Annotated in this window: 20 protein-coding genes and 1 tRNA gene; 4 read left to right on the top strand and 17 right to left on the bottom strand. The window is 49.8% G+C overall.

The window, feature by feature from the left end; translation table 11 throughout:
- Window positions 1-111: 111 nt before the first annotated feature.
- From LGV68_RS18015 to LGV68_RS18005, 3 genes are all read right to left on the bottom strand, one after another.
- Window positions 112-1221 carry an alpha/beta hydrolase gene (locus LGV68_RS18015; RefSeq protein WP_252535808.1) on the bottom strand — a complete coding sequence of 370 codons (1110 nt, stop codon included), beginning with the start codon at window positions 1219-1221 and terminating at the stop codon, window positions 112-114.
- Window positions 1222-1430: 209 nt separating this feature from the next.
- A complete protein-coding gene (locus LGV68_RS18010) occupies window positions 1431-1913 on the bottom strand; it encodes a cupin domain-containing protein (RefSeq protein WP_038127516.1) in 483 nt (160 codons plus the stop codon).
- A gap of 48 nt (window positions 1914-1961) precedes the next feature.
- On the bottom strand, window positions 1962-2681 hold the full coding sequence (locus LGV68_RS18005) for a carboxymuconolactone decarboxylase family protein (protein ID WP_222795394.1): 720 nt from the start codon (window positions 2679-2681) through the stop codon (window positions 1962-1964).
- Between the two features lie 437 nt (window positions 2682-3118).
- Here LGV68_RS18005 and LGV68_RS18000 point away from each other — a divergent pair, with 437 nt between their 5' ends.
- On the top strand, window positions 3119-4288 hold the full coding sequence (locus LGV68_RS18000; protein ID WP_252535807.1) for an MFS transporter: 1170 nt from the start codon (window positions 3119-3121) through the stop codon (window positions 4286-4288).
- A 66-nt stretch (window positions 4289-4354) separates the two neighbouring features.
- On the opposite strand, the gene murP is transcribed toward LGV68_RS18000, so the two are convergent.
- On the bottom strand, window positions 4355-5812 hold the full coding sequence (gene murP, locus LGV68_RS17995; protein ID WP_020328619.1) for a PTS N-acetylmuramic acid transporter subunit IIBC: 1458 nt from the start codon (window positions 5810-5812) through the stop codon (window positions 4355-4357).
- A 27-nt stretch (window positions 5813-5839) separates the two neighbouring features.
- Complete coding sequence (gene murQ, locus LGV68_RS17990) at window positions 5840-6742, bottom strand: N-acetylmuramic acid 6-phosphate etherase (RefSeq protein WP_252535806.1); 903 nt, start codon at window positions 6740-6742, stop codon at window positions 5840-5842.
- A gap of 240 nt (window positions 6743-6982) precedes the next feature.
- Between murQ and LGV68_RS17985 the strand changes: the two genes are divergently transcribed.
- Window positions 6983-7831: an SIS domain-containing protein gene (locus tag LGV68_RS17985; RefSeq protein ID WP_252535804.1), complete on the top strand. Its 849-nt coding sequence runs from the start codon at window positions 6983-6985 to the stop codon at window positions 7829-7831.
- 42 nt (window positions 7832-7873) lie between these two features.
- Here the strand turns inward: LGV68_RS17985 and LGV68_RS17980 are convergent, their stop codons facing one another.
- The 6 genes from LGV68_RS17980 to LGV68_RS17955 all read right to left on the bottom strand — a co-directional run bounded on the left by LGV68_RS17980 (window position 7874) and on the right by LGV68_RS17955 (window position 13454).
- A complete protein-coding gene (locus tag LGV68_RS17980) occupies window positions 7874-9451 on the bottom strand; it encodes an ATP-binding cassette domain-containing protein (RefSeq protein ID WP_252535798.1) in 1578 nt (525 codons plus the stop codon).
- 275 nt (window positions 9452-9726) lie between these two features.
- Window positions 9727-10077 carry a cyclophilin-like fold protein gene (locus LGV68_RS17975; RefSeq protein ID WP_208553304.1) on the bottom strand — a complete coding sequence of 117 codons (351 nt, stop codon included), beginning with the start codon at window positions 10075-10077 and terminating at the stop codon, window positions 9727-9729.
- Window positions 10078-10192: 115 nt separating this feature from the next.
- Window positions 10193-11362, bottom strand: a complete 1170-nt coding sequence (locus LGV68_RS17970) for a MalY/PatB family protein (protein ID WP_252535793.1) — start codon at window positions 11360-11362, stop codon at window positions 10193-10195.
- Complete coding sequence (locus tag LGV68_RS17965) at window positions 11359-12237, bottom strand: DUF3737 family protein (RefSeq protein ID WP_222725769.1); 879 nt, start codon at window positions 12235-12237, stop codon at window positions 11359-11361. The genes LGV68_RS17970 and LGV68_RS17965 overlap by 4 nt, the downstream gene beginning before the upstream one ends.
- A gap of 79 nt (window positions 12238-12316) precedes the next feature.
- Entirely contained in the window at window positions 12317-12766 is a 450-nt protein-coding gene (locus LGV68_RS17960; RefSeq protein ID WP_104965336.1) for a cupin domain-containing protein, read from the bottom strand.
- Between the two features lie 49 nt (window positions 12767-12815).
- The gene (locus tag LGV68_RS17955) at window positions 12816-13454 is read right to left on the bottom strand and encodes a carboxymuconolactone decarboxylase family protein (protein ID WP_252535791.1); all 639 of its coding nucleotides are present in this window, start codon (window positions 13452-13454) and stop codon (window positions 12816-12818) included.
- 416 nt (window positions 13455-13870) lie between these two features.
- On the opposite strand from LGV68_RS17955, the gene LGV68_RS17950 reads away from it, so the two are divergent.
- Window positions 13871-14782: an AraC family transcriptional regulator gene (locus tag LGV68_RS17950; protein ID WP_252535789.1), complete on the top strand. Its 912-nt coding sequence runs from the start codon at window positions 13871-13873 to the stop codon at window positions 14780-14782.
- A gap of 379 nt (window positions 14783-15161) precedes the next feature.
- Complete coding sequence (locus LGV68_RS17945; protein ID WP_252535788.1) at window positions 15162-16331, top strand: iron-containing alcohol dehydrogenase; 1170 nt, start codon at window positions 15162-15164, stop codon at window positions 16329-16331.
- A 43-nt stretch (window positions 16332-16374) separates the two neighbouring features.
- Here the strand turns inward: LGV68_RS17945 and LGV68_RS17940 are convergent, their stop codons facing one another.
- The 6 genes from LGV68_RS17940 to LGV68_RS17915 all read right to left on the bottom strand — a co-directional run bounded on the left by LGV68_RS17940 (window position 16375) and on the right by LGV68_RS17915 (window position 21978).
- Window positions 16375-16968 (bottom strand): nucleotidyltransferase family protein, encoded by a 594-nt coding sequence (locus tag LGV68_RS17940; protein ID WP_252535786.1) that lies wholly within the window; start codon window positions 16966-16968, stop codon window positions 16375-16377.
- Window positions 16965-17987, bottom strand: coding sequence for an XdhC family protein (locus LGV68_RS17935; RefSeq protein WP_252535784.1), 1023 nt, complete (start codon window positions 17985-17987; stop codon window positions 16965-16967). Before LGV68_RS17935 ends, LGV68_RS17940 begins: the two co-directional genes overlap by 4 nt.
- A 54-nt stretch (window positions 17988-18041) precedes the next feature.
- Entirely contained in the window at window positions 18042-20237 is a 2196-nt protein-coding gene (locus tag LGV68_RS17930; RefSeq protein ID WP_055452628.1) for a xanthine dehydrogenase family protein molybdopterin-binding subunit, read from the bottom strand.
- A 26-nt stretch (window positions 20238-20263) separates the two neighbouring features.
- On the bottom strand, window positions 20264-20719 hold the full coding sequence (locus LGV68_RS17925; RefSeq protein ID WP_202640038.1) for a (2Fe-2S)-binding protein: 456 nt from the start codon (window positions 20717-20719) through the stop codon (window positions 20264-20266).
- A 402-nt stretch (window positions 20720-21121) separates the two neighbouring features.
- Window positions 21122-21673, bottom strand: coding sequence for a GNAT family protein (locus tag LGV68_RS17920; protein WP_252535782.1), 552 nt, complete (start codon window positions 21671-21673; stop codon window positions 21122-21124).
- Window positions 21674-21903: 230 nt separating this feature from the next.
- Window positions 21904-21978 (bottom strand) — tRNA-Gly (locus LGV68_RS17915).
- Window positions 21979-22074 lie beyond the last annotated feature (96 nt).

Raw genomic sequence — 22074 nt, 5'->3', positions numbered from 1 at the left:
ACTTTATTAGAAAAATTATTGCGTTATCGTTATAAGAATTGAATCAGAATCTGAGTTCTGTTGCCAGCAGGCACCGTCGAGGCGTCAACTGGCAACAGTGTAACCTATTTTTTATGCAAGATGCTGCTGAAAAAATGCGGTAATTTTGTCGAATGGAATGACATCCATCTGATCATAAAGGTCAGTGTGGTTGGCACCCGGGATAATCATCAGCTCTTTTGGCTCTGCGGCCGCTTCGTATGCTGTTTCACTAAAGTAACGCGAATGCGCCTTCTCTCCGTGAATAAACAGCACCGGGCGTGGCGAAATTTCTGCGATGTACGTCAGGATGGGCATGTTCATGAACGACAATGGAGTCGTGACTGTCCATGATGCATTCGAGTTAATCGCGCGAGGATGGAAGCCACGTTCAGGCGATTTATAATAAGCTGCGTACTCCACCACAAACTGAGGTTCACCACCTTTAAGCTCAAGAGATACCGGGCCATAAGCGGGTTCACCTTTTTCGGCATCAGCCCAACGCTGCTGGCCTAGTTGATCTAATGCAGCGGTACGTTGCTCAAGCGTGACGCTATCGAAGTAGCCTTTAGACATCACACGTGTCATATCATACATGGTGCTGGTCACCACGGCTTTCACGCGTTTGTCGATAGCAACCGCATTGAGAGCCATGCCGCCCCAACCGCAAATACCAATAACGCCAATACGTTCGCGATCCACATTTGGCAACAAGCCAACAAAATCGACCGCGGCACTGAAATCTTCAGTGTTGATATCCGGTGAAGCCACATTACGAGGCTCACCACCACTTTCGCCAGTGTAAGACGGGTCAAATGCGATAGTGACGAAGCCACGTTCAGCCATCGTCTGCGCATAAAGGCCGGAAGATTGCTCTTTCACGGCACCAAACGGGCCGCTCAGGACTAGGGCTGCAAGCTTACCGCTGGCATTTTTAGGTTGGTACAAATCAGCTGCCAGAGTGATCCCGTAACGGTTCTTAAATGTCACTTTCTGATGGTCTATTTTGTCGCTCTTGGCAAATGTTTTGTCCCACTCGTCACTCTGTTTGAGTTCCGATTGCGCGATCGCTTTACTTGAAGTCATCGTACCTACTCCTAATGCAACTAAACCTGCGCCCGTTAATTTAAGTACGTCGCGGCGTGCTTCATTTGGCGCTTTTTCTGCGTTATCGGCCATAGCCGTTTCGCTGTGTGATTTCATGATCAATTTCTCCAAAAATAACATTCAGAACAACAAGGAAATGTCGCAACTGAATACCATCAAATACCGTTTTCTGACCGAGCAAGAAAAATAAACGTGACGTTTAAAGTTGGAATTTACTGGCCTTCTTGATGTTCGTATTGTCGCTTTTTATTCCGCTAATTCGGTAGCGCGATAGTCTTGACTTCTTGCCTGATATTCCAAATTTCTCATTGACCACTGAGGTACTGCTCGTCCGTAACTTTCTCTTTCCAGATGACGTTTTTTCCCTCAGCTGACGCCGTTACCACAAGATGTGTCATGGCCGCATCCGGTGTCGCTCCGTGCCAGTGGTCAATACCGGGTGGACACCAAACGCTTTCACCAGCATGGAAATGGATGACATTGCCGTCGCGAGTACCAGTTAAAGCCTCGCCCTGAGTGACAATCATGTGCTGACCTGCTGGATGAGAATGCCATGCAGTTCGTGCACCAGCTTGAAAAGTCACGTACGCCGCGCTGTAATGGGCGACCTCGTTTTCCGGAAACAACATGTCGACGTTCACGCTGCCAGTGAATAAGTTATCTGGCCCAGTGAAAGATTGCAGATCCTGCGCGCGATACACTTGTTGGCCGTCTGCGGCCTGAGCTTGGGTTAGCGTTACGCCGCTCACAGCAGCGATCAATAACATCATTGACCTTGTATTTTTCATCATATTGACTCCTGATTTGATTGATTTTTCCGATGAGATGTCATCAGGCTATTGTTTACTCGCAAGCACCTGATCCAACACCTGCTGGGCATTGACTGAAATGGCTTCGCCACAATACGTCTTCAGTACGGAAATGAATGCCTTCAGCTCCGCCGGAGAAATGTGGTTGTTCATGCTGATGTTGAAATGGGCAGCCAGCTGGCTGTTTACACCATGGATATTGGCCAGCGCAGCAATCGTCGCCAGTTCACGTTGTTTCCAGCTCAGTACGTCACGCTCGAAAATGTCACCAAACAGGTGTGCTTTCAGGTATTCATCAACCTGAGGAGAGAAATCGAATAGCGCTCCTTTTACTTCCACTCCAATCAACTTGGTTTGGTTCTCGGTACCCAATTCAAGGCTGGATTTATCTGTGGGGAGCGGAGATGACTCTCGACCTAACACATCCTGAATACCCTGGCTTTTACGTGCATCCAGCACGGTCATAAACGTTGCCAAGCCATTCAAACTACGTGGAAACCCAGCGTAGGCGTAGAGTTGAACCAACACCTCTTTGAGTTCGTTAATGGTTAAGCCAGCATCCAGCGCTTCGTTCAGGCTGATTTTCAGTTTTTCGCTTTCACCGCTTGCCGTAAAAGCGGCAACAGGAATGATTGCGCGATCTTTCGCGCTTAGGATTTCGGACGACCAAGCACTGGCCGCACTGAATAACGATGTCATCGCAAATATTAGCGAGAGGGATTTTATATAGGCTTTTAACTTCGACATTCTGATTACCTTCCGTTAGTGAATGAGAACTGATTGAACGGGTTGATTTAATCTAGCGTGACTGCTTGCCTCATCCATTGCCTATAAGCTTCTATTTTTTGCCTATTCTTCCGAGTAGAAACATCCAAAGCCTCTGATGAATTCAATCCAAACAGAAAATTACATTTAGCAACATTTGGCGGAATTTTTTATATTCCGTTGGTGGATAGTTATTCGACGTTTATAAAAAGCAGCGAGCAAGTTCCATCAGAGAAAACGGATATAAGTAGTGAGCAAATTAAGATGCGAAAACGAATAAATATTTTCTGGCAAACTTTAAGGAGGAATGGGCAACGAGCTCACCGCATCAGACCTTTACAATAATGCTATCCGCTGAATCAGCCGTTATTCATCTCAAGGACTCTTGCGTGCAAATCACTACTAATCGATTTTCTTTTGTGAGCGCTTCACTTGCTCTGATGGTCACCTATGTGACCTCTGCCGTTCCGATTCCGTTATATGGAACCTATCAGTTGTACGACCATGTCAGTTACTGGCAGCTCTCGCTGAGCTCTGTGGTGTATTTCATTGGTGCCGTGACGGCATTAGTACTGCTCGGACGTTTGTCCAATCATTGGGGACGAAAACCTGTGGCTCTGCTCTCACTCATGCTCGCCGCTCTATCGGTCGCGGTGTTTGTGAATGTACACAGTGCGCCGCCTTTAATTGTCGGGCGTTTGCTGCAAGGATTGTCGTGCGGGTTGGCGTCTACAGCTTTGGCTTCCTGGCTGGTCGATCACGCGCGTTCCGTGCCTAGCTGGATTCCTGCTGCTGTCATCAGTTGCGGGCCAATGACAGGCCTGACACTAGGAGGCGTCGGCTCTGGCTTTCTGATCGAATATGCGCCCTATCCACGCCAATTGCCTTTCGTCACCGCACTGGTTCTTATTGCTGGCTGTTTACTGTTGGTGGCAAAAAGTCAGGAAACCATGCCACGTAAACCGGGCTCGCTCAAATCACTCAGGCCAAACTTCACATTACCTGCCAGAGCCAAAAAAGCGTTTCCTCTGGCGGCGTGTACCTTTGTTTGTACCTGGGCACTGGGTGGGTTCTTTCAGGCATTTGGTCCTGCGATGGCACGTGAACAACTTCACTCTCAAAGCGCTATCGAGGCGGCTCTGGTCTTTGCGTCAATCATGGCGCCCAGTTCTGTTGGTGCATCATTGGCAGGACGAATGACTGCGGCCAAAGCGCAGTTTACAGGGATGCTGATGTTCAGTGTGTTTGTGGGTGGTGTACTGCTCGCTTTGCAGCACGGCGTTTTAACTGGCTTTCTGATTGCAAGCATTTGTGCGGGTATTGCACAAGGCATGGTACTCACCGGCAGCATCGGAACAATGGTGAACGGCTTACAACCCGAAGAGCGGGCCAACGTCTTTGCCGTTATCTATTCCACATCCTACGCGGGTGCCGCGATACCGACGCTTATCTCTGGCCAGCTCTCTTCCCACTTCAGCTTGCTACAAATCGCGAGCGGTTATGGTTTGCTCGCTCTGTTCGGTTCGGTCATCGTATTGACCAGTCGACTGATAAAGAACCCACGGCAAACCTCTCGTGAAATACTTTAAACACAAAAAAGCGCCTTTGATTTCTCAAAGGCGCAGCCACTTCATTCCTATAGGGGGAAGGATGAATCAGCTTAAATCGACATTCTTGCTGCCGACGAAGTAAGTCGCAATAAAACCCACAACATAAGAGATAAGCAGGCCAGTAACGAATACCGCCATGCCAGCAAAGATACCGCTGTTTGAGGTCATCAATGGGATCGCAACGATACCTGACGGACCAAAGACGGTGTTCAGACCCACTGGCAACCCAAGGTAAGAAACCAGACCGATAAAGAAACCCCCGGCCGCACCGCCCACGCAAGCGGTCACGAATGGTTTTACGCGAGGAAGCGTAACACCGTAAATCAGTGGCTCACCGATACCGAGAATCCCCGGAATGATGGCCCCTTTCACCTGAGTTCGCAGCACCGCATCTTTGTTGGCTTTAAAATACAGCGCGAGTGACGCTCCCACTTGTCCGGCACCCGCCATAGCAAGAATCGGGAACAGCGAGTTAAAACCTTGCGCTTCCATCAACGCGAAGTAAACCGGTACAAACCCCTGGTGAATACCAAATACGACGGAAATCAGAAACAGACCAGCCAGAACAGCGGCACCCAGCGGGTTATCGTTGAGGTTCATGAATAGCCACGACATACCTTTAAACAGCTCGCCACCGATTGGCATGATCACCACGTAAGTGACTACGCCCATGATGAGCAGCGTGACCACAGACGTCAGAATCATATCGAGGTCATCCGGCATGTATTCACGTACTTTACGTTCTACCTGCGCACCAATGATCGCGGCCAGCAGTACACCAATGATGTTCCCGCGCGGGTCAATGGTGTAGCCGAAGAACTCACTCATCCCGGAATAGATCCCCGATGTCGCATCCGGGTTATAGCCGAGCACGAACAGAGACGCGAGTATGGCGCCGTTCACACCTGAGCCACCAAACGCCTGTTGCGCGTTGTAGCCAATCAAAATACTCAGGAACGCAAACAGGCCTTTACCAAACACTTTCATGTACGCAATCAAATCCAACATGAACTGACTTGGCGTCTGATCGACCACGTAGATTTGTTCCAGCAACGTGGCGAATCCCAACAGCAAACCCGCAGCGATAAAGCCTGGGATCAGCGGCGTAAAAATGGTGGCGAACTTGCTCAGAAAACGTTGCACCGCGCTGGTTTGCTTACTTTTGATTTGTTTTTTCTGCGCTGCCGCCACAGAAGAGAGATCCTGAGAGTCGTTGGCCTCAATAGGCTGCGCGTTTCCACTGATGATGCTTTCTATCAGTTGATTCATCAGATCCGCCGCTTGTTGGGCTTTGCCCGGGCCGAGAATGATCTGAAACTGCTCATCACTTTCCACAACCCCCATGACACCGGGAATTTGTTTGAGCGTTGCCTGATCCGCTACCCCATTGTTGGCCAGAGTCAGGCGCAACCGGGTCATACAGTTGCCACATTTGTTGACGTTACCGCTCCCCCCGACTGCCGCCAGAATCTGCGATATCATTGTTTGGCTAATCTTTGCCATAACGCTCTCCTTGAGAACCTGAATACTTTATTGGTCGTTAAGTGCAGCGCGAATAAATCCATTGTGCTGCTGTAATTTGGCCGTTGCTTGTTTTGCATCAAGCCCGGATAGAATCATCAGAATCGCGGTTTTGCAGTGACGATTGCACGCGTTCAACGCCGATTCCGCTTCTTCGGCCGAAGCACCTGTCGCTTCGACTACGATGTTGGTTTGGCGTTGAATCAGCTTGGCGTTGGTCGCTTCAACATCCACCATCAAGTTGCCAAATACTTTTCCGCTGCGAATCATTGCGCCCGAAGTCAGCATGTTGAGCACCAGTTTTTGCGCCGTTCCCGCCTTCATGCGAGAAGACCCGGTCACCACTTCGGGCCCGACAACGGGCAGAATCGCTATCTTGGCCGCATCGGCCATCGGACATTCCGGATTGCAAGCCACAGAAACCGTCGTCGCGCCCATCTCATTGGCGTAGTCCAGTCCACCGAGCACATACGGCGTACGTCCGCTGGCGGCGATGCCTACCACCACATCACGTTCGGTTAGGTTGAGCGATAGAAGGTCTTGCTTGGCCAGTTCGCGGTTGTCTTCTGCATTTTCCACTGCTTTGAGAATAGCCTGATGTCCGCCAGCAATCAGGCCCACCACCAGTTCGTGCGGCGTGCCATACGTTGGAGGACATTCGCTGGCATCAAGAATGCCCAAACGGCCAGACGTGCCAGCGCCCATGTAAATCAAACGTCCACCTTCAGCAAAAGCGCGGGTGATTGCATCCACTGCCAGCGCAATGTTCGGTAGCACCGCCTTCACCGCCAGTGCGACTTTCTGATCTTCTTGATTGATGACTTTTAACATCTCAACCGTAGATAACGTGTCTATAGCAGCGCTTGCCGGATTGCGGCTTTCGGTGACCAAACGGGTTAAATCAATTTTCATTACGACATCTCTAAACGGAATTGAACTGAGGGCGATTCTATGGAATAAAATATTCAAATTAGGTGATAAAAATCACACTTGAGGTTATTCTTTAGACGCTAAAACTCTGGAATAATGCCCAGTTAAATCGCGTTACAGTTGAAGAAATTTGGCCAAACAATCTTTGGCGTGAGTAAGTTAGCGTATTTGACTTTTATTTATTGATTGGAATAATTTATTTCACTTTTTTGAGATTTTCACATGTCAGTCATCCATAAAATCGTATCGAGACGTACTCAGTTATCGCACAGTGGTCGCCAGATTGGTGATTGGGTTGTTGAACACACGGCTCAGGCTGCCCAGTTAACCAGTCAGGAGTTAGCTCAAGCGGTGAATGTGAGTCAGTCAAGCATTGTGAAATTTACCCAGCGATTGGGGTTTAAGGGCTACAGCGCGTTTAAGCTGGCGTTAACTGAAGAGATTGGCCGTAAACAGGCGATGCAAAATACGCCGCTACACAGCGATATTCTGGCCGATGACCCTATCGCCGTGATCGCGCAAAAGCTGGTGAAAGCCAAAACCGACGCGATGTTTCACACCACCAACGCCTTGTCGATGGAAGCGTGTCACCAAGCCGTGCAGTGGTTAAGCGACGCGCGCCGAGTGCAGATTGTGGGCATTGGCGGATCCGCACTCACCGCCAAAGATCTCAGTTATAAGTTGCTCAAACTCGGCATCACCGCATTGGCCGAACAAGACAGCCATGTCCAGATTGCGGTCGCGCGTACGCTGACCGAGCAGGATGTACAAATCGCGATTTCGTTTTCCGGCGACCGAAAAGAGATTTTGGTGGCGGCCGAAGCGGCAAAAGAACAAGGGGCGAAAGTCATAGCACTCACCTCGCCCAACAAAAGCCGGCTACGCCAGTTGGCGGACATGACGTTCGACACCATTGCCAACGAAACCGAGCATCGAAGCTCAGCCATTGCTTCGCGCAGCGCTCAGAATGTGATCACCGATTTGCTGTTCATCATTCTGGTCCAGCTACGTGATGAGAGCGCAAGAGAGATGATCAGCAACATTTCGTCCGATATTCGGCAGATTTTGTAATGTTAGACAAAGGAGCCGGAACGAAACGTTCCGGCTTTTAGCTTACTCAGCATCCCAATTTATCTCGCGTTGTACGCCAGATTCTTCGGCGAATGTTGGATCGTGGCTGATCAACATAAAACCACCTTGGTATTGTTGTAGCGCTTGTGCCAGCATGAGTTTGGAATCGAGATCGAGATGGTTATCCGGCTCATCCAGCAACAAAAACGGTTGTGCGTTCTGATGGCTGGCAATCAGCATTGTCAGTTTCATCTTTTCGCCACCGCTCAGCGCTTTACCTTGGCGAAACACACTGTCACGGCGAAAACCGATGCCAGCCAACAAGGTTCGCGCATCCGGTTCTTTCATTCCCGCGCACTGTTGAAGTAGGTTTTCAAGCACCGACCAGTCTTCACGAACCGCACCAAAATGTTGGTCGAGATAATACAGCGTGCTATTCAACTGTAACTCGCCGCATGCCAGCGCCACGTCTCCAAGTAGGGTTTTCAGTAACGTCGATTTACCGCAACCATTGCTGCCGGTCAGGTGAACTTTTTCGTGAGCATACACCCTGAACGTTTTAGGTTTTGCATTACCAAACGCCAACACCGCTTCGGTTATCGTGATCGCTTTGCCGGTATTTTGAAGGGAGCCAGCCAAGTACAACTTCTGGCCTTTCAGTTGCTCCTTTCGCGCGCTCAAGGATTGTGCCTTCGCTTGCAAGTGGCTTTGCCGTAGCTGTTCATTCTTACTGCGGTTTGCCGCTCGAGCCGTTGCTTTATCCTTTTTACCATCGAGCAAAATGGTCGCCTGACTGCCCGCTCTGCGCAGTTTGTTTCCTTGCGACGCTCTTTGCTCCGCTTTTTCACGATTACGCTGCGCCTGTTCTTCCAGTTGTTTTTGTTGCTTGGTGACACAAGCTAACTGACGCTCTACCGCCAACAATTCGCTACGCTTTTGCTCGGCGTACACATCATAATTACCGCCAAACACCTGCAAACCGAGGCCAGACAGCTCCCAGATTTCGTCCATTTCGCGCAGCAACTGGCGATCGTGACTGATCAGTAAAATGGCGCCTTGGAAAGATCGCATGGTTTCGATCAGCCACTGCTTGGCATGGGTGTCGAGGTGATTCGACGGCTCATCAAAGATCAGCAGCGCTGCATCGCTCGTGAGCAGTTGCCACAATTGAAGCCGAGCAAGTTGTCCTCCGCTTAGCTTGGCACATAAAAAGGCCGGATCTTGTGGCAAGTGCATGCTGGCCAGCTGTTGGTTGAGCTTCGCGGGCAGATCCCACTCATCCCCCACGATATCAAACCAATGTTGAGAGCAATCACCCGATTCAATCCGTTTGAGCGCATCAAGAATCGTCTGCTTACCCAGAAACTCACCGATTGAGCGCGTTCCTGACAGCAATTCAGACGGTAACTGGCGATAAATGGCAACGGAATTAGGTAACGCGACGCTGCCTGTTGATGGCTGGCGTTCGCCGCTCAATAGTTCAGCCAGCAGCGATTTTCCCACACCGTTTCGCCCAACCAATCCCACACGGCGCTGGGTCATGGAACAGGTGATGGAATGAAACAGCGTGTCGCCATTATCGAACTGGTAACTGATTTGGGTTGCTTGTAAAAATGGCATCGTTTGCCTCCTGTGTGACAGGGGCAATAGCCGTAGCTGAATGAAGCTGAGCGCACGAATCAATGCGCGCGATGACAAAGAATGTCGGAAAGTGAGCTACGCCTACTAACCCTGTATATCCAAAAATAAAATCAAACATGGATGACAGGTTTAGTTGTTCATATTGGCGTAAACTCCGAAAGAAATGATGGCGAAACCTTAACCAACTTACCGATACGCGTCAAGCTGCTTACCGAGAATACTGTTCCTGGAATAAGCGCAGCGCAATATCACTGCTAATCGGCTCGCTCGATAGTGACGCTCATTGAGCCGTTGCTGGTAAAGCGATCCAAACCACCATCAATCTTACCCAAATTGATCAGTCCAGAGGCGTAACCAAAGTCTTTGTAGAAAACGACTAAATTTCCCCATGGCGCATAATAAGAAATATCACCCGCTTTTGAGCTGGTGCCGGATGGTGCGCCTTGGCTGGTTAGTTTAGCGGGCAAATAGGCAATTTTTTCCGTACGCGCGTAATCTTCCAATTCAAAGCTCAACGGCAGTTGACGAAGGAAATCCTGCGTAGACGGTGAATCACTGAGTGTTGCAGTCACGGTGCGATCGTCAAAGACGAAACGGATCTTCATGGTTTGTTCTCCTTGGACGGGCGCAGTGTTGGCGCTCGCCGTTTTGATTATCAATGTATTGAGTAGAAACAACCCAAATCGCAATGAACGTGAGAGTTTTCTCATTCAATGTCACCTAGTTCAATTTGCTTATCACTACGCGAAGTCGGTTTAAACCGTCTATCAATTGCTCGCGTGGGCACGCCATGTTCAGGCGCAAATACCCTTCTCCCGCGCCGCCATACACGGTGCCAGCATTGAGCATGAGTTTGCCTTCACGGCGCAGCATGTCGGTCAGTTGAGCAGAGTTCATTGTCAGGCTTCGGCAGTCAATCCACGCCAGATAGGTCGCCTGCTGTTGAGTCAGTTTGAGCTGTGGTAAATGTGTGGCGATAAAATCACTCACCACTAAGTAGTTCTGATGTAAATACCCGGTCAGAGCATCCAGCCAGGCTTCACTGTCGTTATAGGCCGCAATCAGCGCGGTGACACCAAACGGGTTCACATCGCACACTTCGTGAATATTAAGCGCGCGCTCGATCTTCGCTCTGAGAGTTTCATCCGCCGCTACAATATTGGCGATTTGCAATCCGGCGATATTGAACGATTTACTCGGCGAATGGGTCGTGACGCTGTTACGCAGGAACTCTTCACCTAACGCCGCAAACGGTTGATGCGTTTGCCCCGGAAATATCAGATCGCAATGAATTTCATCACTGATCACCGTTACGCTATGTTTAAAGCAGATCTCACCAACACGTCGCAACTCTTGCTCACTCCATGCTCGGCCGACCGGATTATGTGGATTGCACAAAATCATCGCTGTCACATGGGGTTGCGCCGCTACTTGTTCCAGATGTTCAAAATCCATCTCATAAAAGCCATCACGATTGACGAGCGGATTTTCCACCAACTGACACTGCATATTACGCACGGAGCTGAAAAAGCAGTTGTATGCTGGCGTTTGCACAATGACGCCATCGCCCGGCTCAGTCACACCTTTTAATATGGCCGACAGCGCGGGCACGACACCGGAGGTATACAAAATCCATTCACGCCGCATGGCAAATTGATGACGTCGTTCAAACCAATCCAATGCCGCCTGAAAATAGGCGTCCGGTACACTGGCATAGCCAAAAACACCGTGCTCCACTCTGCGCTTCAGCGCGTCAATAATCGGCTCTGCAGCGCGAAAATCCATGTCGGCGACCCACATCGGTAATACCGATTCATCTTGTGGGCTGTCCCATTTCACACTGCCGGTTTGGTGCCGGTTGATGATACGGTCGAAATCAAATTGCGTCATTGCGTGCCTGCCTTGGTTTGCGTTTCAATCTTACAGGCATAGGGATCTCGGCTGTTTTCGTCGATGATGATGTCACCAATCGAGCGCGCCTTGATGTAGCCTGACAGTGGGTTCTTGACGCTCATAATGTCAGAAATAATCTCAGCATTCAGTGTTGCATACTCAAAACAGAGATCCGTCTCTTCCATCACGCAATTTTCCATCACTAGGTCCTGCGCGTAGCACAGAGGTTGCTCACCACGAATGGTGCAATTAACCAAACGCAGATTTTTTGAGTGCCAGCCAAGGTATTCACCGTCGAGCACACTGTCATATACCGTGACATTCTCCGCTCCCCAGAAGGCATCTTTGGAATCGAGATAGGCATTGCGGATGGTGACGTTTTTCGCGTCCTGAAATGAGTAGTTACCTTGCAGTTTGAAGCCATCAATTTCCACATTTTCGCCATTCATGAACACATAATCAGCACCGCGCATTTCCACATTGTTGAGTGTCACATCATGGCAATTCCACAATGTTTCACCTGCGTTCGGGAAACGGGAGTTCTCAATATAGATGTGCGAGACTCGGCGAAACATCTTCGGCGCCTCCACCACACAGTTTTTCATGATCAGATTGTCGGTGTACCAAATCGCAGCACGCGCATAAACAGTAAACAGGCACTGTTCTAATAACACATGATTGCTGTGCCAAAATGGATACTTGCCCATGAATTCACATTGCATGGCTGTCATATTTCTGGTGTGCTTCATCGCCGACTCGCCCGGATAGAAGCGGACTTTGTGTAGATATTTGTTTTTCTCTGCGTACAAAGGACGTTCACCTTCGTAAAAACGGTCGCAGATTTTTTCCTGAGTTTGGATAAAGCTTTTCATAAGTTACCTGAGCTTAGCGATGAAGAGAGAAAAGAAGCGCCAGACTGATTCTGGCGCAAAGACGTTGTCGTGCCAGCGTTTAGTGCAATGCGTTGTACTCTTCGTCCGAAACCGGCTCACACCATTCATTGCTTGAACCTTCTGCCGGGATTTCAACCGCCACATGAGCAAACCAACTGTCTTTGGCCGCGCCATGCCAGTGTTTAGTGCCCGGCGCAATGTGAACGACATCGCCGGGGTTGAGTTCTCGTGCTGGTTGACCCGCTTCCTGATACCAACCACGACCTCCTGTCACCAGCAGGATCTGGCCACCTTTGTGGTGAATGTGCCAGAAGTTGCGGCAACCGGGTTCAAATGTCACATTCGCGACTATCAGACCTGGCATATTCAGCAGAGCCAAATAACTGGTTCCGGTAAAATAGTCGGCATACGCGACGTTCTCTTCACCAAAGTCAAAAATGCCTTTGCCGTTAAAATTGCCCGCTTTCAGCGCTTCCGGGATAAACGTTTTTTGTTCATTACTCATCATAAACTCCAGTGATTTCTTAGTGTCATTCGCAAATGGTGCGGAAAACGATTCAATTCAGCACGGTGTTGAGAACATCCGCGGCGTTTAATGCAATGTGTTCTCCACACTCTTCGCGCATAACGTCGATAAAATTCTTTAATTGAGTCGGCGTGACACCATTGTTCATTGCAATCAAATAGTGCGCTTGCAGTTGGCTGTTCACCCCGTTCATATTGGCCAGTGCTGCGATGGTGGCGAGCTCCCGCTCTTTCCAACTCAACACTTCACTTTGGAAGATATCGCCAAACAAGTGTGCTTTGAGATACGCATCGATGGCGGGAGCGAACTCAAATAGCGCGCCAGACACTGGTTGGCCAACCAACAGGGTCTGATTTCGAGTACCGACTTCCAGGCTGTCGCCATTAGTGATCGCCCGCCCGACATCGCCTTCCTCGTCAACAATGCCGCGACGTTTACGCGCTTCCAACACAGCCATGAACGCCCCTAATCCGTTCAGGCTGCGTGGAAACCCTGCGTACGCATACATTTGTACCAACACAGATTTGATGGTGTTTACCGTCAGCCCGGATTCCAGCCCGTGTTCAAGGCTGGTTATCAGTCGTTCGATTTGCCCGCAGGCAGTAAATGCTGCGATTGGCAAAATGGCGATTTCTTTATTATTCAAGGCTTGTTCACTTTGGGTTTGCATAAGCATCTCCGGCAGGACGGGAAAACACGGATCCAGTTTGATCTTGATATCAGCCGCATGAGCTTAATCGCCAAACTGTGAGAACAATTTACGCCTGAGGGGGGAATTTACGTTAGCCTATTCAACGCTAATTCTTGCCCATTCCTCCAATCATCTTTTAGGGAAAGGAAAAACAAGCCATGTTCCCAACCAAGTAGAGAAACCCGCAAGGTAACTATAACTAATTGTATATAAATGAATACGTGTTCAACTCGCGTTGATTTTCTTAGCCCAAAACCAGCTAAATAGTTGCCTCTGAGCAAGACAAGGATTCAAACTACCTTTGCCTGATATTCTTTACATACGCCGATTTGCTGTTATAACTACTGACATTAATCACAGCCAAAATGACCCTTTGCGTCACTCAGGGAGCCGCGATGACACGTTCAAATTCCATAGCAGAAGCCACCGCAACGTTTGCCAGGCAAATCGAAAAATGGACTCACAATACCAATCAATTTGAGACTGCGATTCCAGGAGTTCGGTTGAGTCATTGGACGGCGCCGACCCCACCGACCAGCTACACGCATAAGTCCAGTATCTGCTTGATTGCACAGGGTAAAAAACGTGTTCTGCTCGGCGAAGAGAGTTTTACTTATGACGCGAACCACTTCCTGATTTCTTCTGTCGACTTGCCTATCATTGCCAACATCATCGAAGCCAGTGGAGAAACACCGTATCTCGGCTTAGTGATGGAACTCGATCTGCAGGAGATCTCGCAGTTGATCGTCGACAGTGAACTGTCGTTCAATCCGAGCAAAGAAGCGCAAAAAGGGATAGCGGTTGGCGAACTGTCTGAACCGCTACTGAATGCTTTTGTGCGTCTGATGGAGTTACAGGACGATCCGGCAAGCATCAAGATTCTCGCACCAGTGATTAAACGCGAAATTTTCTACCGCCTGCTTACGTCCGAACAAGGTGGACGTTTGAATCAAATCGTGACCGCTGGCAGCCACAGTCACCAGATTTCCAAAGCGATTGATTGGCTGAAAAATAATTTTGTGAAGCCGCTTAGCGTCAGTGAACTTGCCTCCTACACCGGGATGAGCAAATCGGCGTTTTATACTCATTTTCGAGCCATGACATCGATGACTCCACTGCAATTTCAGAAGAAACTGCGCTTAAGTGAAGCCCGCCGTTTGATGCTGACCGAAAATCTCGACGCAATGGCGACCACTTTTCGGGTTGGCTACGAAAGCCCTTCCCAATTCAGCCGCGAATACAGTCGTCTGTTTGGAGCGCCGCCTTCTAAAGACATTAAAGCGCTGCGCGAAGCCGACATTGTGTGATAGCAAGCCCGCCGATACCAGGCGGGCTTTTATTTCCTTTGTCTGCTACTTCAAAAATAAAGAAGATTAAGCAATGATTTTTCATTAATTTGGTTAATTAATTCATCCCGAAAGGCATACATCTAAATTAAAACAAAAACTTACAAGAGTTAATGTTAGTTTTCGCTCTGGGGCGTTCATATACCAACTAAATAACGATTGGACGATAAGGCAAGAGTCAAAGACGATCGGACATTCACCATTACACCCTCTCGCCGTAAACTTTGCTTCATCTCAACGACGTTGCCTGACTTATTAGGTAGCGACGATTTATGAATGTCGCATTGAACACTGAGTCGATAACGCCTCAGTAAGCGGCCGAAAAAAGAAGGATGTGACAATGCAACTCGACTTTTCTTACTACAATCCAACCACTATTCATTTTGGCAAAGAGTCTCTGACCAAACTGGCCGATGAACTGCCACATTACGGTGAAACCGTCCTGTTGGTGTATGGCCGCAATGCGATTAAATCGAACGGTCTTTATGATGACGTGATGGCGATTTTGTCCGCTGCGGGCAAAAACGTAGTGGAACTTTCCGGTGTGATGCCTAACCCGACGTACGACAAGATGATGGAAGGCGTAGCGCTGGTACGCGAACACAATGTCAGCCTGATTCTGGCGGTCGGTGGCGGTTCGGTCATTGACTGCGCCAAAGGTATTTCCGTATCAGCTCACTGCCACGATGCAGACCCATTCCAGAAATACTGGGTGGAATTCAAAGATGTTGACAACGATGTCGTGCCAGTGGCCTCAATACTGACCATGGTTGGCACAGGTTCCGAGATGAACGGTGGTTCAGTGATCACACACGAAGCCACCAAATACAAAGCAGGCCGAGTATTTCCGGCGCATGTGTATCCGAAGTTCTCGATCTTGAACCCAGAGTACACCTACAGTGTTTCTCAATATCAAATGGTCAGCGGCGTTTTCGATACCATGTCCCATCTGATGGAGCAGTATTTCTCGGATCAAGGTGCAAATACCACCGACTATGTGATTGAAAGCCTGCTGAAGTCGTCAATTGACAACCTGCGCGTGGCGCTCAGCACGCCTGACGATTACGAAGCGCGCAGTAACCTGATGTGGAACGCCACTCTGGCACTCAATACCATAACTGGCCTGTCTAAAACTCAAGACTGGCAGGTGCATATGATTGAGCACCAACTGGGGGCTTACACAGACTGTGCACATGGTATGGGACTGGCGGCAGTATCTCTGCCTTATTACCGCCTGATTTATAAGTTCGGCATTGAGAAGTTTGTTCGCTTTGCCACTCAGGTTTGGGGAATCTCAACCGCAGGCAAATCTCAGGAACAAATTGCCCAAGAAGGTCTGGACGCGCTGGAAAACTTTACTAAAGAGTGCGGTATCGTTACCTCTCTGGAAGCTCTGGGGGCGACCCAAGAGATGCTGCCAGCGATTGCTGATTCCACCATCATTCTGGGCAACGGCTACAAAACGCTGACTAAGGAAGAGGTGCTGGATATTCTGCAAGCGTGCTTCTGAGCGAATTCAACACAAAAAAGCGAGCGGATATCCGCTCGCTTTTTCATTTAGCGAATTCGTACCGCCAGCGCATCAGCATTTCAGGCGTGTCAATATCGAGAGCAGCATTGGGAAGTGAGATTTCTCGGACTGAGGTAGTGTCTCCACGCAACAGACTGCGGGCACCATGCTCTCCGTTGAGCATGGTTAATTGAGAAAAGCAGCTGGCCGGAAACAGTGCAGGAACGCCACGGCGCTGATTATAGTAGGCGCAAACAATGTGCTGCGAAGAAGCAGCTTCAACAAGTTGCTGAAAATCTTCACTTTGCAGTGCCACTTGGTCGGCCAACGTAATCAAAACAGCATCGAAATCCGGTGCCAGTTGACGAACGCCATAAGCAATAGAGGCCCCCAAACCTTGTGACCATTGGGGGCAATAGATCAGCGGCACGATGGGTACTTGCCCTTGCTGCTGAGCGAGCTTTATCTCCTGATGCCAGCGCCCGGTAACAACGAAAACCGGGCCGACATCGCTCTGCAACGTTTGTTGAATCGAACGAGAGAGCAGGTTTTCTGTTTGGCTAACCGCAGTTAACAACTTACATTCGCCAAAACGCCGGCTCTCTCCCGCTGCCATGATCATGACTGCGATCTTCATGACATCGTAACCGGCAAAACACCACTCAGTGATTGCGCATTGGTGCAAGTCACCGCCGCCTGACATTCTGCCAGCATCGCCAACGCGATGGTTTCTGGCAGGTCTGCACCGATATTCAGGCCAGCGGGTCCGGAAAGCGGCACCGACAGTTGATTCAATTCGATGCCCGATTGCTCGATCACACGTTCACGCCGATTTACCGGCCCTAAAAGGGCGATGTATTTCATCGGCAACCCCGCGACAGCGGCCAACGCCGCAGCATCAAACGTGACGTTGTGACTCATCAGAATCACGGCCTCCACGCTGTGTTGCTGGCAGTAATGCGTAAGTTCACTGGCATCGCCACTGAGCTTATTCTCCAGATTGGGAAAATACTCCATTCGCCCGTTGGCAGGCCGCGGATCCCACAAGCTCACCTGCCAGCCTAACTGATGTGACAAGTGAGCAACGGGTCTTGCATCAATACCACCGCCGACAATTAGCAGATGCAGTGGCGCTTCTATCGGCGTGCACAGCCATAGGCCATCATCCTGTTCCATCAACTGTGCGCGCACGTTATGCTGCTCATTCATTGGTTCTGGCATAAAACGGGCTGAGATTTCTTTATTGGAAATCTTCTGAAAATAGTGCCCTTTCTGATGCCTCCGTAACGCGTCCAACACTTGGGGAAGCCCAAGGTAATCATTTTCTGCCGTTAACGGTTGTAAAAGAATGTGAACCGTGCCGCCGCAGCCGATTCCAAGCTGAAAAGCCAGATCATCTTCGTCGCTGCCATCGTAGGTCAGAGTGACAGGCTGACAACTCAACGTCACTTTGCGTGCATGTAAGTGAATGTCCGATTCGAGACAGCCACCACTGAGCATACCGAGTTGATGTCCGGCATCGCTAAACAGCATCATCGCACCGGATTTTCGATACGCAGGCCCCTGCGTTTTATAGACAGTGCCCAGAACCCAGTTGGCCTGGTCTTTAAGACCAAGCCACTGAGTCAGCAGATACATCAAATGATTAGACATCATGACCACCTGAAGTCGTTATCTGAATAAGTCATACATCATCATGAAAACGGCGGCCTACGACGTCGCCAATTTCAATGGTAACGTATGCAGGCGCTGACCCGTTGCTGCGGCCACGGCATTCGCCACGGCAGGTGCAATCGGAGGGACACCGGGTTCACCAACACCAGAAGGCGCTTCCGCCGAAGGGACAATGTGTACTTCCACGTCCGGCATCTGGTTCATTCGCAGCACCTGATAGTTATGGAAATTCGACTGTTCGACCATGCCGCCTTCGCCGAGCGTGATGGCACTCATTAATGTCGGAGACAGACCAAAGCCAATTCCCCCTTCCATCTGAGCAGCGATCACATCCGGGTTAACTGCAACACCACAGTCGACGGCACACACCACTTTGTCCACCGAGATCTGACCATTCTTGACCGAAACCTGAGCCACCTGCGCCACAAAAGTATTGAACGACTCATGCACTGCAACGCCCATGCCGCTTCCGGCAGGCAGGGTTTTCCCCCATCCGGCTTTTTCGGCGGCCAGTTTCAGCACACCTTGCCAACGTGGATGTTTGGCCAGCAGTTGCATGCGCATTTCCACCGGATCTTTCCCGGCGTTTGCGGCCAGTTCATCAATCATGGTTTCCACTGCAAATGCGGTGTGTGTACTACCCACCGAGCGCCACCACTGAACCGTTGGCCCGTCCTTGACCGTCGTCAGTTGAATTGAAAGATTGGGAATCGCGTAAGGAATATTCGATGCCCCCTCAACGGAAGTGCCGTCAATGCCCTCTTTCACCGCAAAAGCTTCAAAAGCAGTGCCCGTCAGAATCGACTGACCAACAATGTGCTGCTTCCAACTGGAAATATTGCCGTTCGCATCCAGACCAGCCTGAATACGATGCACATAAGCCGGGCGGTAATAGCCGACTTGAGTATCATCTTCCCGGCTCCACACCATTTTGATTGGCGTGCCTTTTTTCTGTCTGGCGATTTCGACCGTTTCAATCAGGTAGTCCGAATGTGGGTTGGCGCGGCGGCCAAAACTACCACCCGCTAACAGCATGTGCAGCGTGACTTGTTCCGGTTTCAAGCCCAGCAGCTGAGCAATGTTCATCTGATCAACGGTTTGGAATTGCTCGCCATTCCAGATTTCGCATCCCTGATCGCTGACCTGAGCGACACAGTTCATCGGCTCCATCGGAGAGTGAGACAAGAACGGGAACTCGTAAGTGTTGTCGATAACGCTATCGGCTTGCTTGAGCGCAGAGACCGCATCGCCTTCATTGCGGGCAGAAAGGCCCTCTTTCTGGCTGAGCGTTTTGTACTCCGTCATAATTTGCGCGGAGCTCTTGGTGAACGCCTGACTTTCATCCCAGGTGACTGAGAGCAAGTCGCGGCCTTTCTTCGCACTCCAGTAGTCTTTCGCCAGCACAGCCACGCCCGTCGGAATGGTGACCACATCCACCACACCCGGTGACGCTTTGGCTTGCGTCGCATCGACGGTTTTCACTTTCGCTCCAAATTTAGGCGCATGCAGTACCATCGCCGTCAGCATACCCGGCAACTTGATATCCTGCGTGAAGATTGCGGTGCCGTTGTTTTTGCCTGTGTCTTTGCGACTAACTTTCCGCTTGCCGATAAACACAAACTGCTCCGGCGTTTTGAGCTTCACACTGGCTTCATCAGGAACAGGTTGCTTCGCCGCGTCCAATGCCAGTTCGCCAAAGGTGGCTTTGTTGTTGCCATGGCTCACAATGCCCGCACGAACCTGAATTTGATTCGCATCCACGTTCCAACGCTGCGCAGCAGCGGCAACTAACATCGCTTTGGCAGCCGCCCCTGCGGTACGCATTTGTATGTAAGAGTTGGCAATTGCGGTACTGCCGCCCGTACCCTGCATCGGGCCCCAGAATGTGTTGTTGTAACGACTGGCATCTGCCGGTGCGCCTTCGGCAACCATTTGTGCCCAGTCAGCATCCAGCTCTTCAGCCACTAGGGTAGTCAGGCCGGTATAGGTGCCCTGGCCCATCTCTATGTGTTTGATCATCACGGTCACCTTATTGTCGGTGCCAATGCGAACAAACGCGTTAGGTTCAAATGGCACAGCACTCGAGGTCATATCCGCAGCCTGCGCCTGATTAGAAACAGGCAGAGAGAAACCCAAAGTTAATCCGGCTCCCACACCACCCATCAATTTGAGAAATTTTCGGCGACCGGGTACCACCTCATCAGCCACCGTCGAAAAGGACATTCTACGCATGATTTATCACTCCTTTCTTCAACGAGTTACAGCTGAGCGGCTGCATCTTTAATCGCTTTGCGAATACGAACATAGGTTGCACAGCGACAAATATTTCCCGACATCGCTGCGTCAATATCCTCATCGCTTGGATTCGGATTGCGTTCGAGCAGCGCAACCGCAGACATGACTTGCCCTGACTGACAGTATCCACATTGCGGCACTTGCAACTGATCCCACGCTTGCTGAACGACTTGCGCGACCCGGCTCTGTATACCTTCGATGGTGGTAATTTTCTGGCCGACTGCTGCCTGAATTGGAGTAACGCAAGAACGAATAGGCTGGCCGTTCAGATGCACCGTACACGCGCCGCACTGCGCCAGTCCGCATCCAAACTTAGTACCTGTCATTTCCAGATGATCCCGAATGGCCCATAAAATGGGCGTATCTGGGGTAGCATCGATTTCGCGATCGACACCGTTCACATTTAAAGTTACTGACATGGAGCTTCTCCTGCTCTCTTTATAAATGAAGAGCGCGCTCCTTTTTCTTTGACGAAAATAGTGAGGCACTCAGTTTTTGGATAGTCTTGTTGAGCATTACTAATTATAGAAATACGTGAAATATGTGTTAGGCAAATAATCCAAATTGTTTGCCTAATCTTCCAAGATTTAAAATGGAGAGAAACGGGCCACACACTGACGATGAGTATTGCCTGTGTGCTATAAGGCTTTGTTTGGGGGCGCTAGTCATTACAGCGTTGTGTTTAAGAAATAAAGGTAAGCCGCCTGTGCTACTAAAATCGTCCAGAGCACAGGCCTTTAACATGTTGTTTACGTGAGGAATAAAAGGCAACAAGCCACTGGTGAAACGTGCTGGTAAATGATGAGCCTAACCGACTCTCCTCACGCGGTAACAGGAAGACTTACTAGCCATTCCTTGCGAAGGACGGCGAGTACCACGGTATCCAACCATTTTCCTTTGAAGTAGCGATGTTCTCTAAAATGCGCTTCTTTTCTCATGCCAAGCGACTGACACAGACGGATTGCGGGCAGGTTTTCACTGATAGTCTCGGCGTAGATGCGATGGAGACTTAAGTTTGCAAAGCCAAAATTTGCCAACGCCTGTGCCGCTTCAAAGCTTAACTTACGCCCTTGTGCCGCTCTGGAGAACGCACATCCCATCGAGGCTTGCCCGTTATCTTCTAAACGTAAGCAAACTGTGCCGATAAACAGACCTGTCTCTTTACATTCAACCGCCAACTGATAAGACATGCGCGGGGATTCCATCGCCTGAGTGACAAACAGCTGGGTCAGCTCCCGATACTTTTCCGGCTTACAGTCGCCTTCATCATAAAAACGCTGATACTTCGCGTCCTGAGACATCATCACAAAGGCATCTTCATCAGCGAGCTGCATATCACGAAGGAGCAACCTTTCTGTTTCCAGTTTAAACATCAACACCGCCTTTTGGTTACAAGAACTCGTTTGCCTGAACGTCAACAAAGAACACAATAAACCAAACACTTAGCGAATGAGTCAGCAAATCTGGGACACGCGCAGCGAAACGTCAACAGAGTGAAACACGAGGTACAAAATTTAATTTGAAATGGGATACGTTAGAAACACAAAATCACGCAAAGCGCGTGTTCAGGACATTTCATATAAGATGTAATTTAAGAAGGATTTGGAGCGGGCAGCGGGAATCGAACCCGCATCATCAGCTTGGAAGGCTGAGGTAATAGCCATTATACGATGCCCGCGCATCGAGGTGATGGGGTTAATATGCCACAGCTTTAGAAAAAGAAAACCGTTTTTTTACTTGAACGTGACTGTTTGAGTAGTTAATAAACAATTGA

It is taken from the genome of Vibrio sp. LQ2 (genome assembly GCF_023920125.1).
Classification (GTDB): Bacteria; Pseudomonadota; Gammaproteobacteria; order Enterobacterales; family Vibrionaceae; genus Vibrio; species Vibrio fluvialis.
This window is presented reverse-complemented; position numbering and strand designations above follow the sequence as displayed.

Bases quoted from the DNA above. Each gene is read 5' to 3' on its own strand.
- LGV68_RS17955 (WP_252535791.1), bottom strand. From the start codon at position 13,454: ATGCAAACCCAAAGTGAACAAGCCTTGAATAATAAAGAAATCGCCATT.
- LGV68_RS17950 (WP_252535789.1), top strand. From the start codon at position 13,871: ATGACACGTTCAAATTCCATAGCAGAAGCCACCGCAACGTTTGCCAGG.
- LGV68_RS17965 (WP_222725769.1), bottom strand. From the start codon at position 12,237: ATGAAAAGCTTTATCCAAACTCAGGAAAAAATCTGCGACCGTTTTTAC.
- LGV68_RS18005 (WP_222795394.1), bottom strand. From the start codon at position 2,681: ATGTCGAAGTTAAAAGCCTATATAAAATCCCTCTCGCTAATATTTGCG.
- LGV68_RS17980 (WP_252535798.1), bottom strand. From the start codon at position 9,451: ATGCCATTTTTACAAGCAACCCAAATCAGTTACCAGTTCGATAATGGC.
- LGV68_RS17930 (WP_055452628.1), bottom strand. From the start codon at position 20,237: ATGCGTAGAATGTCCTTTTCGACGGTGGCTGATGAGGTGGTACCCGGT.
- LGV68_RS17925 (WP_202640038.1), bottom strand. From the start codon at position 20,719: ATGTCAGTAACTTTAAATGTGAACGGTGTCGATCGCGAAATCGATGCT.
- LGV68_RS17935 (WP_252535784.1), bottom strand. From the start codon at position 17,987: ATGATGTCTAATCATTTGATGTATCTGCTGACTCAGTGGCTTGGTCTT.
- murQ (WP_252535806.1), bottom strand. From the start codon at position 6,742: ATGAAAATTGATTTAACCCGTTTGGTCACCGAAAGCCGCAATCCGGCA.
- LGV68_RS17945 (WP_252535788.1), top strand. From the start codon at position 15,162: ATGCAACTCGACTTTTCTTACTACAATCCAACCACTATTCATTTTGGC.
- LGV68_RS17960 (WP_104965336.1), bottom strand. From the start codon at position 12,766: ATGATGAGTAATGAACAAAAAACGTTTATCCCGGAAGCGCTGAAAGCG.
- LGV68_RS17940 (WP_252535786.1), bottom strand. From the start codon at position 16,968: ATGAAGATCGCAGTCATGATCATGGCAGCGGGAGAGAGCCGGCGTTTT.
- LGV68_RS17920 (WP_252535782.1), bottom strand. From the start codon at position 21,673: ATGTTTAAACTGGAAACAGAAAGGTTGCTCCTTCGTGATATGCAGCTC.
- murP (WP_020328619.1), bottom strand. From the start codon at position 5,812: ATGGCAAAGATTAGCCAAACAATGATATCGCAGATTCTGGCGGCAGTC.
- LGV68_RS18010 (WP_038127516.1), bottom strand. From the start codon at position 1,913: ATGAAAAATACAAGGTCAATGATGTTATTGATCGCTGCTGTGAGCGGC.
- LGV68_RS17970 (WP_252535793.1), bottom strand. From the start codon at position 11,362: ATGACGCAATTTGATTTCGACCGTATCATCAACCGGCACCAAACCGGC.
- LGV68_RS17975 (WP_208553304.1), bottom strand. From the start codon at position 10,077: ATGAAGATCCGTTTCGTCTTTGACGATCGCACCGTGACTGCAACACTC.
- LGV68_RS17985 (WP_252535804.1), top strand. From the start codon at position 6,983: ATGTCAGTCATCCATAAAATCGTATCGAGACGTACTCAGTTATCGCAC.
- LGV68_RS18015 (WP_252535808.1), bottom strand. From the start codon at position 1,221: ATGAAATCACACAGCGAAACGGCTATGGCCGATAACGCAGAAAAAGCG.